General features: G+C 62.6%; 12 protein-coding genes and 1 tRNA gene. 7 read left to right on the top strand and 6 right to left on the bottom strand.

Annotated elements, in window-relative coordinates; genetic code table 11:
- Positions 1–123: 123 nt before the first annotated feature.
- Complete coding sequence (gene sodC / locus HBH1_RS11845; RefSeq protein ID WP_102662918.1) at positions 124–651, top strand: superoxide dismutase family protein; 528 nt, start codon at positions 124–126, stop codon at positions 649–651.
- 9 nt (positions 652–660) lie between these two features.
- On the opposite strand, the gene HBH1_RS11840 is transcribed toward sodC, so the two are convergent.
- From HBH1_RS11840 to HBH1_RS11825, 4 genes are all read right to left on the bottom strand, one after another.
- Positions 661–1776, bottom strand: a complete 1116-nt coding sequence (locus tag HBH1_RS11840; protein WP_102662917.1) for a sterol desaturase family protein — start codon at positions 1774–1776, stop codon at positions 661–663.
- A gap of 197 nt (positions 1777–1973) precedes the next feature.
- Positions 1974–2067 (bottom strand) — tRNA-Ser (locus tag HBH1_RS11835).
- A gap of 152 nt (positions 2068–2219) precedes the next feature.
- A complete protein-coding gene (locus tag HBH1_RS11830; protein ID WP_006462578.1) occupies positions 2220–3473 on the bottom strand; it encodes an aspartate kinase in 1254 nt (417 codons plus the stop codon).
- 571 nt (positions 3474–4044) lie between these two features.
- The gene (locus tag HBH1_RS11825) at positions 4045–4323 is read right to left on the bottom strand and encodes a DUF4148 domain-containing protein (RefSeq protein ID WP_077237099.1); all 279 of its coding nucleotides are present in this window, start codon (positions 4321–4323) and stop codon (positions 4045–4047) included.
- Between the two features lie 230 nt (positions 4324–4553).
- Here HBH1_RS11825 and HBH1_RS11820 point away from each other — a divergent pair, with 230 nt between their 5' ends.
- Positions 4554–5465 carry a LysR family transcriptional regulator gene (locus HBH1_RS11820; RefSeq protein WP_102662916.1) on the top strand — a complete coding sequence of 304 codons (912 nt, stop codon included), beginning with the start codon at positions 4554–4556 and terminating at the stop codon, positions 5463–5465.
- Between the two features lie 18 nt (positions 5466–5483).
- On the opposite strand, the gene HBH1_RS11815 is transcribed toward HBH1_RS11820, so the two are convergent.
- Complete coding sequence (locus HBH1_RS11815) at positions 5484–5912, bottom strand: thioredoxin family protein (RefSeq protein ID WP_006462575.1); 429 nt, start codon at positions 5910–5912, stop codon at positions 5484–5486.
- Between the two features lie 121 nt (positions 5913–6033).
- Here HBH1_RS11815 and tsaB point away from each other — a divergent pair, with 121 nt between their 5' ends.
- Genes tsaB through HBH1_RS11795 form a run of 4 tightly spaced genes read left to right on the top strand, consistent with a single transcriptional unit; the run spans position 6034 to position 9298 of the window.
- Positions 6034–6753, top strand: coding sequence for a tRNA (adenosine(37)-N6)-threonylcarbamoyltransferase complex dimerization subunit type 1 TsaB (gene tsaB, locus HBH1_RS11810; RefSeq protein ID WP_102662915.1), 720 nt, complete (start codon positions 6034–6036; stop codon positions 6751–6753).
- Positions 6750–7247 (top strand): ribosomal protein S18-alanine N-acetyltransferase, encoded by a 498-nt coding sequence (rimI, locus tag HBH1_RS11805; protein ID WP_102662914.1) that lies wholly within the window; start codon positions 6750–6752, stop codon positions 7245–7247. The genes tsaB and rimI overlap by 4 nt, the downstream gene beginning before the upstream one ends.
- Entirely contained in the window at positions 7244–8260 is a 1017-nt protein-coding gene (locus HBH1_RS11800; RefSeq protein ID WP_102662913.1) for a uracil-DNA glycosylase, read from the top strand. Before rimI ends, HBH1_RS11800 begins: the two co-directional genes overlap by 4 nt.
- A 12-nt stretch (positions 8261–8272) precedes the next feature.
- A complete protein-coding gene (locus HBH1_RS11795; protein WP_102662912.1) occupies positions 8273–9298 on the top strand; it encodes a DUF1853 family protein in 1026 nt (341 codons plus the stop codon).
- A gap of 35 nt (positions 9299–9333) precedes the next feature.
- Here HBH1_RS11795 and lplT read toward each other — a convergent pair whose 3' ends face one another.
- A complete protein-coding gene (lplT, locus tag HBH1_RS11790) occupies positions 9334–10605 on the bottom strand; it encodes a lysophospholipid transporter LplT (RefSeq protein WP_102662911.1) in 1272 nt (423 codons plus the stop codon).
- A 231-nt stretch (positions 10606–10836) separates the two neighbouring features.
- Here lplT and alr point away from each other — a divergent pair, with 231 nt between their 5' ends.
- Positions 10837–11916, top strand: a complete 1080-nt coding sequence (gene alr / locus HBH1_RS11785; protein WP_102662910.1) for an alanine racemase — start codon at positions 10837–10839, stop codon at positions 11914–11916.
- The last annotated feature ends 56 nt before the right edge of the window (positions 11917–11972 follow it).

Below are 11972 nucleotides of genomic sequence, written 5' to 3'. Positions count from 1 at the left end.
GATGTTTTCCGGGATAAAAATCTCGAACTTCGTCCAGTTCTGGCGGCGAGAATCCGTCACTCCCACCGCTGCGCTTGCGGACGACCTATCCTCCATCCTTTTCATTTGCGGAAGGAAACAAGCATGAAACGACACATCGCAGCATTGGCCATGATGGCCTGTGGAACCGCCCTGGCTGCCTCCCCGGCGGCGATCAAGGTGCCGATGAACCTGGTCGATGCCAATGGCGTGGCCGCCGCCGTGGGTGAGGTGACCATCAGCGAGACTCCCTACGGTCTGCTGTTCACGCCGGCCATCAGCGGCCTGCCGGGCGGGCAGCACGGTTTCCACGTGCATCAGAATGCATCCTGCGCACCGCTGGAAAAAGACGGCAAGATGGAACCGGCCCTGGCTGCAGGTGGTCACTGGGACCCGCAAAAGACCGGCAAGCATGAGGGCCCGTATGGTGAGGGGCACCTGGGCGATTTGCCGGCACTCTACGTGAATGCCGCCGGCAAGGCCGAGTACCCGGTCCTGGCGCCGCGCATCAAGACACTGGCCGAGGTCCGTGGCCATGCCCTGATGATCCACGTGGGCGGCGATAACCATGCCGACCATCCTGCGCCGCTGGGTGGAGGCGGGGTGCGGCTGGCCTGCGGCATCATCCAGTAAGCAGAGCGCTCAGATCAAGGCGTAGACGGCCACCGCCGCCGCCACGTCAATGGCAAGTACCAGCGCGCCGCCCAGGCGGCGCTGCATGTACGCACCGAGCGCCCAGAATCCGGCCAGCAGGGCGGTGCTGATCGCCAGCAGATGCAGGTAGGGTTGTTCGTCTGCCTGCCACAGCAACACCGAGGCCGCCGCCAACAAACCCACGAACTGCAATCCTGAAAGCCACTGCCGCACGCGTGGCAGCTGGACGTCGTAACGGCGACGCGCAGCCTCAAGGTCGAATGGCGGGTACGGTTCCATCCCTGCAGGGCGCCAGCCTGGTGCCTTGAACCAGATCTTCAACTTGTCCTGCCAGCGCGGCATCGTTGCTGCGCTGTGCAATAGCTGCCAGTAGCCGGACAGGACAGCCCACAGCGGATCCCAGCTATTGAGGGGTGTACGGGTGCCGTAGACCACCTTCTCCTTTTCCTCGGCAAAGGTGCCGAACATGCGGTCCCAGATCACCAGCATGCCGCCGTAGTTCTTGTCCAGGTATTGCTCGTTGACCGCATGATGTACCCGGTGATTGGAGGGCGAGGAAAACACGCGATCGAACCAGCCCAGCTTGCCGATGTGCTCGGTGTGGATCCAGAATTGGTAGGTCAGGACGACCAGGCCGGCGATGCCGAATTGTTCGGGCTCCACGCCGAGGATCGCCATGGGCAGGTAGAACACCCAGCCAAGCAGCGCCACGGTGCTTTCCTGACGCAGCGCAGTGGAGAGATTGAAGTCCTGGCTCTGATGATGCACAGAGTGCGCCGCCCAGCCCAAAGCGTTCTCATGGCCGAAGCGGTGCAGCCAGTAATCGAAAAAATCAAACAGCAAGATAGCCGCGATCCAGCCGAACGCGCCTTGCCAGAAGCGCGCCGCCGGGAAGATGGCCACGGCACGATAGGTGAGCGAATACAGCCCGACCTGGAACAACTGGGTGAGCAGCGCCACCAACTGGCTGATGACTCCTTGCGACATGCTCGCCAGGACATCGGGCAGACGGTAGGTATTGCGGCCGCGAACGTAGCCATAGGTGAATTCCGCCACGATCAACAGCAGGAAGACGGGAATGATGTAGACAATGATTTTTTCCATGGCGGATATTATGCCGCGATGCACAAAACACTGTCTGACAGTACCCTGACGTTTGCGTCCAGCCAGGCAGACGCCGAGCGCCAGAATCTCCTGTTTGCCGTCCATGCTGCGACAAATCAGCAGGTGCCCCGGGGAGGGGTCGCAATGTCGATGAAGCAATAAAAAAGCCCCTGTAAAAACAGGGGCTTAGTAATGCTTGGCGGAGACGGAGGGATTCGAACCCTCGATACAGGTTTAAGCCCGTATGCTTCCTTAGCAGGGAAGTGCCTTCGACCACTCGGCCACGTCTCCACACTGAAGGCTGTTATCGCATTGCTGCGTTGCCTCAGCGAAGACCGAGATAATATCTTCTCATTTGCATCCGGTCAACAGTCGTCTTGCAAATAATCACTGTTTTTTACCGGTGCGGTCTTCGCTATTGCGGGTAGTGCAGATGATGCAAATTACTTGGCGCTGTCCAGGTCGAAAGCCTTGTGCAGGGCGCGCACGGCCAGTTCCATGTACTTCTCGTCGATCAGCACCGAGATCTTGATTTCGGAGGTGGAAATCATCTGGATGTTGACGCCTTCTTCGGACAGGGTGCGGAACATCTGCGAGGCGATACCCACGTGGCTGCGCATGCCCACGCCGACCACCGAGACCTTGGAGACCTTGGTGTCGCCGTTGATGGCGGCCGCGCCGATGTGCGCCTTCACGCTGCTGTTCAACACTTCCACGGCCTTGGCGTACTCCGCGCGCGGAACGGTGAAGGTGAAGTCGGTCTTGCCTTCCACCGACTGGTTCTGGATGATCATGTCCACTTCGATGTTGGCATCGGCCACCGGGCCCAGGATCTGGTAGGCGATGCCCGGACGATCCGGTACGCCCAGCACGGTGATCTTGGCTTCGTCGCGGCTGAAGGCGATGCCGGTGATGGTTGCTTGTTCCATGTTCTTGTCTTCCTCAAACGAAATCAGGGTGCCGGAGGCGGCTTCTTCGGCCAGCGGCGTGAGCGGGTCGGTCAGAGACGACAGCACGCGGGTCGGCATCTTGTAGTTGCCGGCGAATTCCACCGAGCGGATCTGCAGGACCTTGGAGCCCAGGGAGGCCATTTCCAGCATCTCTTCGAAGGTCACGGTCTTGAGGCGGCGGGCGTCGCTGACCACGCGCGGGTCGGTGGTATAGACGCCGTCGACGTCGGTGTAGATCAGGCATTCGGCCGCCTTGATGGCCGCAGCCACCGCAACTGCGGAGGTGTCCGAGCCGCCACGACCCAGGGTGGTGATGTTGCCGTCGGCGTCCACGCCCTGGAAGCCGGTGATCATGACGATCTTGCCGGCATTGAGGTCCTTGCGGACCTTGGCGTCATCGATGGAACGGATGCGCGCCTTGGTGAAGGCCGAGTCGGTCTTGATCGGCACTTGCCAGCCGGCATAGGACACGGCCTGCTTGCCCAGGGCCTGCAGGGCGATGGCCAGCAGGGCGACCGATACCTGCTCGCCGGTAGAGGCCAGCATATCCAGTTCGCGACCGTCGGGCTGGGCCATGATTTCCTTGGCCATGCCCAGCAGACGGTTGGTTTCACCAGACATCGCCGAAGGCACGACGACGATCTGATGGCCTGCGTCGTGCCATTTGGCAACGCGCTTTGCGACATTCTGGATGCGCTCGATCGAGCCCATCGAAGTGCCGCCGTATTTGTGAACGTATAAAGCCATAGGGGGATAAAAAAAGGTGGCCCGACTTTGACAAGAAACCCTTAGCTAGGCCGGAAGGAACAAACCCTTGACTTTACATGCGGCGCGCCAAAATCTCAAGGGAAAGCTGGGTCTGGCTTGCGTTTGCACCAGGCCGGGATGGCAATTGAGGCATGTCGCGCCGCAGCAGAAATGAGCATGGGCGGGCCGCCGCATGCATGAATCTGGAGACTCACGGCATGGGAATGCGTACTCCATGCGTTAAATTCGGCTGAAGCAGGAAAAGGGTGGGAGGATGCGGGGGCGATTCAGGAGAGGCGGGACGTGGGGCAGGAATGATTGATTGGCGCACCAGCTGTCATGCGCCCGGTAACGACTGGCGGCATGGCAGGTGGTGCTGCGGTACTGTGAAGCATCGGTACTGCGGGTGAAGCTTTGCGGCGACGGCGGACCTGATTTCCACGACGGGCGGTTCGGACGCTATCGGGGCACTCATTCGCGTTCATTGATGATCAAACGCGGGGGATGCACCGTGCGGAACACTGCCTGTGCGGAATCGGTCAATGCATCGACCGGGTGCGGAGTCTGTCGATCAGGCGCCGCTGTACAGGTTTTGCGCTGCGTTGTTGGCTTGTTGCACCTGGCTTTCGACTTCCTGGCGGCTCAGCTTGGAGGGCGCTTGGCGCAGCACCGGGTACTCGTTGCGCGAGACGATCTCATGGTTGGCCTGGGCGCGTTGCAGTTCAGCCTTCACGTCAGCGCGGGTCTGGGTGGAATGGAACGGGGTTTCCGGCGGATACGGAGCTTCGGCCATGGCGGCACCGGCGGCGGCCAGCAGGGAGGCGGCAACGACAATATTCTTGATGTTCATGATAGGGTCCTCTGTTTGGTAAGTGGGTGGAACTACATTGCCCAGATGCCGGCGAGTAAGGCACTCTCCTTGTGGGAAAGCCCACTCGTGGGCCAGCTGGAGCAGGCGGTCGGGGCAGATGCTGCGTTGCGCTAACCGATGACTGAAGTGTAAATATTGCGAAGCCAAAGAAAAATAGGTCTAATCGGAATTTACTATTTCTCTTTATGGAACAATCGGGGACTTGAAAAATGGATCGTCTGCAATCAATGCGGGTGTTTGCCAAGGTGGTGGAGCAGGGCAGTTTTGTGCGCGCCGCCGAGTTGCTGGAAATTTCCAACGCCGTGGCGACGCGTTTCATTGCCGATCTCGAGGCGCATCTCGGTACGCGTCTGCTCAATCGTTCCACGCGCAGGCTGTCGCTGACCGAGGCGGGGCAGGCCTATCTGGAGCGGGTGCGCATGATCCTGGGTGAGATCGATGACGCCGAAGCGCTGGTGTCGCTGGAGACCAAGCGTCCTGCGGGCACCCTGGCGATCTACGCCAATGCCGGTTTCGGGCAGTCGCAACTGGGCGAGCTGCTGGCAGGCTACGCCCAGGCATTTCCGGACGTGGCGCTGGATATCAATCTGTCCGACCGCTCCATCGATCTGGTGGAGGAGGGTATCGACATCGGATTTTTCAGCAGTCTGCAGAAATTCGACGCCAGCATGATCGTGCGCCAGCTCGGCGTGGCGCGGGTGGTCCTGTGCGCGTCGCCGGTATATCTGGAGCGCGCTGGTGCCCCGGAGCAACCGGAAGACCTGTCGCGTCATAGTTGCCTGAATTTTTCGCATGAATATCTGCGTCATCACTGGCACGTCAATACCGAGGCGGGGGTCCTGGATGTGCCCATCGTAAGCAAGGCGGTGTCCAACAGTGGCGTGCTGCTGCGCGACCTGGCCCTGGCCGGGATGGGCATCGTCCTGCGGCCGTCCTACTCGCTGGGGGATGATCTGCGCTGCGGCAAGCTGGTGCAGGTGCTGCCTGGCTTCGACATGGGGCAGGTGGTGATTTCCATGGTCTATCCGAGCCGCCGCCTGCTCTCGGCCAAGGTGCGCAGCTTCGCCGATTTCATCAGCGCGCGCTTCCCCCATCCGGAGAGCGATCCCTGGCTGACCTGAAACAGTAGGGGATGGGCTTCAGCCGATGACGTCGGCGAGCTTGTCCAGCAGGCTGCACTCCTGCTGCCAGGTACGGCGCTCGGCGCTGCTGGCGGCTTCGCGCTGCAGTTCGGCGTCGCTCTTGTCGACCTGTGCCAGCAGGATGCGCTCGGCCAGCCGGGTGTCGGGCTCCATGGGGCCAAAGAAGGCCACGGTGGCGCCGCGTTCGATCAATAAGGTCGGGAAGTTGTCGATATCGAGGTCCCCAACGAGGTCAGCCTGGTCTTCGATGTCGATCCAGGTGAAGTGGTGTTGAGGATAGCGTTCGGCCCACGCCTGGAAGGCGGCCTCGTATTCGCGGCAACTGCCGCACCAGTTGGCGCACAGGCAGGCAACGACCCACGTGTCGTTGCGCAGCGCCTCGGCGAGATGGCGGCGGTTGGTCTGGTCAAGTTTCTGATAGGACATGGCGTGGCTATTTTACTCGCTTCATGTGCCGTTGTTTTGCGCCGCCGCATGAAGCTGCCGGAAGCTGCCGGAACGCGGCAAAGGAACCGAACAATTGCTCACCTCACGGTAAAATAGCGGGATGTCCACGATTCTTGCTATTGAAACTTCCACCGAGCTGGCCTCGGCCGCCTTGTTGCACCGGGGCGAATTGATCTCGCGCCAGTCGGCCGGCACGCAGACGCACTCCGATGCCATCCTCCCCATGATCCAGCAACTGCTGGCCGACGCCGGCCTGACACTGGCCCAGTGCGATGCCCTGGCCTTCGGCGTCGGCCCGGGCTCGTTCACCGGCGTGCGCACCGCGTGCGGCGTGGTGCAGGGATTGTCCTTCGGCTGTGACCGGCCGGTGGTGCCGGTGGTCACGCTGGAGGCCGCAGCCCAGGCCTGTCGTGCTCTGGACGAGAGTGCCACCGAGGTGCTGGCCATCCTGGACGCCCGCATGGGTGAAGTCTACTGGGCGCGTTACCGGGCGCGCCCCGAGGGTGGCTGGGAGGTGCTGGCCGAACCCACCCTGGCAGCGGCCGACCAGGTGCGCACCGAGGGACGCCCCACCGCCTGTGGCAATGGCTTATCGGTCTATGCGGCCTATTTCACGCCGCAACTCTGTGCCAGCCAGTTCGTGGCGGCGCATCCACAAGCCATGCCGCACGCGCGTCAGGTGGCCCAGTTGGGCCAGGTCTATTTCGGCCAGGGACGCGGATTGCCGGCGCAGGAGGCGCAACCGCTCTACCTGCGCAACAAGGTGGCCCTGACCACCGCCGAGCGCGAACTGCGCGACGCTGCCAAGGGCGCTGCATGAGTGCAGGGGTCTTGCCGCTGTCGGCGCTCTCACATCCGCAGCTGGGCCACCTGCAATTCGTCCCCATGGGTGCGGGTGACCTGGATGCGGTCGTGCAGATCGAAGACGCCGTGTATTCCCACCCGTGGAGCCGTGGCAACTTCCAGGATTCGCTCTACAGCGGCTACCAGGCGCAGACCCTGCGCGACGCCAGTGGCCTGCTGCTTGGCTATTTCCTGGTCATGCTGGCCGTGGATGAGGCCCACCTGCTCAACATCAGCGTGGCGGCCGCGTATCAGCACCAGGGACTGGGGCGCATGTTGCTGGATCAGGCCACTGCGGTGGCCCGCCAGCAGCAGATGCGGACCATGCTGCTGGAAGTGCGTGAATCAAATACGCATGCGGCCAAGGTCTACCGTCGTTATGGATTCACGGAAATCGGCCGCCGCAAGAATTACTATCCCGCCGCCAACCAGACCCGGGAAGGGGCTATCGTCATGAGCCTGCCTTTATGAGTGAAGAAATGAAACAAGATCCCGGCTTCGGTTCCTCCCTGGCCCTGCTCGATGCACTGGGGATCGGCCCGGTATGGGTGAGGCGCGAACTGGCCGTGGAAGAAGCGGTGGAAGCGTTCGCAGCGCAAGATGCGGTCGCGCCGCCGGAAGTCGCCTCTGCCGCCCAGCGCCAAGTCCCTGTGCCGCCACCGGCGGCCCCGGCCGTCGTTCCCGTTGCCCGGGCGCCGGTGACCAGTGATGCGGCAGCGACGCCACCTGCCGCTGCGCCCTCCGTTCCGGCACCGAGCGCGCCGCGTGTGCGTGCGCCGGTCGATGAGGACGGTGGTCCTCCGTCCTGGCTGGATGACATGGATTTCGCCACGTCGATGGAACCCATGCCCATCCCGGATGGCGACGAGGAAGAGGATACCCCCGCCGTCGATCCGGTGATCGCCGGGATCAAGTCCATGGACTGGCCACAGCTGAAGCAGCAGGTATCCGAATGCCGCCGCTGCGGGCTGTGCAACGGGCGCAAGAATACCGTCTTCGGCGTCGGTGACGAAAAGGCCAAATGGCTCTTCATCGGTGAGGGGCCGGGGCGCAACGAGGATATCCAGGGCGAGCCCTTCGTCGGACCTGCCGGCAAGCTGCTGGACAACATGTTGCTGGCCATGGGCGTCAAGCGGGGTGCCAACGCCTACATCGCCAACATCGTCAAATGCCGGCCGACCGATGACAATGGTCGCGACCGACCGCCTTCGCCGCAAGAGGTGGCGGCCTGCCTGCCTTATCTGCAACGCCAGATCGAACTGATCCAGCCCACCGTGCTGGTGGCGCTGGGCAAGACGGCGGCACTCTCGCTGCTGGGGCTGGACCCGGCCACGCCGGTCTCGCGCCTGCGCGGCAGCGTGCATCGCTATCAGGACCTGCCGCTGGTGGTGACCTATCACCCGGCCTATCTGCTGCGTACGCTCAACGACAAGAGCAAGGCCTGGGCCGACCTGTGCCTGGCCATGAGCACCTACCAGGCTTAGGCAGGCGCAACGATGCACACCGGCGCCGCCCTGGGGACGCAGCTCGCCACGCATCAGGCCCGCTTTCACCAGCGCTGGCCCGAGCTGCGTGACCCGCACGTGCGGGCATTGGCCTGGTTGCTCTATGCCCCGGACCTGCTGGCGGCCGATGCAGCCTGCTGGGAGGGCCGCATTGCGACCCTGGGGCCGGTCTCACCCGCCGTGGCGGGCTGGCTGCACGACCTGCAATACGATCCCGTCCTCAACGCCGAGCTGCATGCCGAGATGGCCCGGCAGCCGTCTGCGCGCCTGGGCCGCTATGCCGAGAAACTGTTCGGCTTCTACCTGCGCCAGTATGACCGGCTGGTCGCCGCCAATTTGCAGGTACGCAACCAGGGGCCGACGCGCGAGACGCTGGGAGAGTTCGACTTCCTGGTGAGTTCGCCGGAGGCGGATGAGCAGGGCGGAGTCGTGCATTGGGAATTCGCGACCAAGTTCTATCTGCTGCAGGCACGCGATGCCTGTCAGGCCGATGCCTTCGTCGGTCCCAACCTGGCCGATTCCCTGGGGCGCAAGATGCGCAAGATCATGCAGCAGCAATTGAAGCTGTCGATCCACCCGGCGGCCCAGGCGGTGTTGCCGGCGCCGGTGGTGGCGGCCCGTGCATTGGTGAAGGGCTGGCTGTTCTATCGGCACGATGAAGCACTGGTGCTGCCGGCGGCGATGGGAATCGCACCGGATCACTGTCGGGGTTTCTGGGGGGACGTGCAGTTCCTGAGGGAGCGCGACGATGTGGCAGACCGCTATGTGCTGCTGCCGCGCCTGTCCTGGCTGGCGCCGGCAAGGCTGCCGCTGGGTGAAGGACTGACGCTGGCGCAGTTGCTGTTGCGCCTGGAAAACCTGTTCCAGGCTGACGACAGCCCGGTCATGGTGGCCCGTTGTCGCCCGTGCGAATCCATGGCGCTGGAGCTGCTGGAAACGGCGCGGGGTTTTATCGTACCGCCGCAGTGGGAGCAGCGTGCCGCCGCAATCCAGCAGCACGCCATCGTTCAGGTCTGATTCAGGTCTGAATCGGCTGCAGTGCAGCTTCAGACTCAGTGGTGGGGATGCTTGTCCTCGCCGATCAGGGCCAGGGAATCATGCTCGCGCTGGTTGGCCGCATGACGGCGCATGATCAGGTACATGATGCCGGCCACGAAGGTGCCGAAGATGATGATGACGGTATTCACATCCAGGTTCATGCGCACCATGAAGGCATACAGCACCAGCATGGTCAGCACCGAGAGGTTTTCGTTGAAGTTCTGGACGGCGATCGAATGGCCAGCGCTCATCAGCACGTGGCCCCGGTGCTGCAGCAGGGCATTCATCGGCACCACGAAGTAACCCGACAGTGCTCCCACGATCACCAGCAGCGGATAGGCGACCCAGACCGAGGTGGTGGTGGTCATCAGCATGACCACGATGCCCATGATGATGCCCAGCGGCATGACGGTCAGTGATTTCTTCAGCGGCACGAAGCGGGCGGCGCCCATTGCACCCAGTGCCACGCCCACGGCGACGATCCCTTGCAGGATGGCTGCCTTGTCCAGCGGCATGTGCAGCGACTTCTCGGCCCATTTCAGGACGATGAACTGCAGGGTCGCGCCGGCCCCCCAAAACAGCGTGGTCACGGCCAGCGAAATCTGGCCCAGCTTGTCCTTCCAGAGGGTGGTGAAGCAACCGGCGAAGTCGACGATAAGACGGATGGGATTGCGTTGCTGGTGTTCGTAGCGGGCGCCGGTGTCGGGAATGTAGAAATTGAACAGCGCGGCGATGACGTAGATGCCGGAGATGATGCACAGTGCCGCTTCGGTGGGGGTGTCGATGGGGAGGTCGACCATCGGGAAATCGAAGCTGAGGATCACCGCGGAAATCTTGGGGTTGACCAGCGCTCCACCCAGGACCGTGCCCATGATGATGGAGCCCACCGTCAACCCTTCGATCCAGCCGTTGGCGGCGACCAGTTTCTCAGGCGGTAGCAATTCGGTGAGGATGCCGTACTTGGCCGGCGAATAGGCCGCCGCGCCGAAGCCCACCACCGCGTAGGCCAGCAGCGGATGGACGGTGAAGAACATGAGTGAACAGCCGACGATCTTGATCATGTTGGTGATCAACATGACCTTGCCTTTCGGGAAGGCGTCGGCAAAGGCGCCCACGAAAGCTGCTAGCAGCACGTAGGAAAGCACGAAGAACAGCTTCAGCAGCGGGGTCATCCACGCTGGCGAATGCATTTCGGCAAGTAGGGCGATGGCGGCGATCAGCAGCGCGTTATCGGCGAGCGACGAAAAGAACTGCGCCGCCATGATGGTATAGAAACCGCGATTCATCCCTGTCCAAGATGTATAACAAATGATGTCCGGCTAGCTTTATACCATGAAACCATGAGCTCTCCGTCATAAGTCAAACCAGAAAGATGTTCGTCCGGTAAAATGCCCGCTTGTTCCGCGCCAGGCAAAAACTTCCGGGCCAAGCGCGAGAAGCAGGCCCCTGGCGGGCCTGTCACCTCGCCGCATGCGTTGCCTGTCATTTGCCCACCGTCATCAGCCTACCCCGACATCATGCCAAGACCGATCGTTGCCTCCATCAGCCTTTCCGCTCTTCAACACAATCTGGCCGTTGCCCGCGCCCATGCTCCCGCAGCCAAGGTCTGGGGTGTCGTGAAGGCCAATGGCTATGGTCACGGACTGGAGCGCGTCATGCGCGGATTTGCAGCCGCCGATGGCCTGGCACTGGTGGAACCCGACTACGCAGTGCGCCTGCGCGAACTCGGCTGGACCAAGCCCATCCTGCTGCTGGAAGGCTTTTTCGATGCCGATGACCTGCCGGTGCTGGCGCGTCACGACATCCAGTTCGCCGTCCACTGCGAAGAACAGATCACCTTGCTGGAGGCCTACGCGGGTGGAGCCGACTGGCATGTCCACCTGAAGATGAACAGCGGCATGAACCGTCTGGGTTTCCAGCCCGACGTCTTTCGCGCTGCCTATGCACGCCTGCAGAAGATCGCCGGGGTGCGCAGCATCACCATGATGACCCACTTCGCCAATGCCGACGACGCTGGTAACCCGGCGCTGCCGCTGAAGGAACAGGTGCGGCGCTTCCAGGCCGCCACGGAGGGCCTGGCTGGTGCCAGGAGCCTGTGCAATTCGGCGGCCGACCTGATGCATGGCGAACTCGCGCATGACTGGATCCGGCCGGGCGTCATGCTCTATGGCGGTAGCCCGGGTGGCGGCACGGCGGCCGATTTCGGACTGCGCGCAGCCATGACGCTGGAAAGCCGGATCATCGGCGTACAGGATGTCCAGCCGGGCGAGGCAGTCGGCTACGGCAGCCGCTTCGTGGCCGACAAGCCGATGAGGCTGGGGGTGGTGGCCTGCGGTTATGCCGACGGCTATCCGCGCCACGCACCCACGGGTACACCGATACTGGTCGATGGCGTGAAGACGACCACTGTGGGCCGGGTATCGATGGATATGCTGGAAGTCGACCTGACCGCTATCCCCGGTGCAGGCGTGGGCAGCCATGTCGAGCTGTGGGGGCAAGGCCTGCCCATCGACGAGGTGGCGTTTTCTGCGGGCACCATCGGTTACGAGTTGATGTGCGCGCTGGCCCCACGCGTGGCCGTGCGCGAAGTGGAGTAAGCCGGGAATAGACCGGAAAAAGACCGGAAAAAGCCGAGACGGATGCCCGGGACGCA

Origin of the sequence: Herbaspirillum sp. BH-1 (genome assembly GCF_002870055.1) — a bacterium.
Lineage (GTDB): Bacteria > Pseudomonadota > Gammaproteobacteria > Burkholderiales > Burkholderiaceae_D > Herbaspirillum > Herbaspirillum frisingense.
This window is presented reverse-complemented; position numbering and strand designations above follow the sequence as displayed.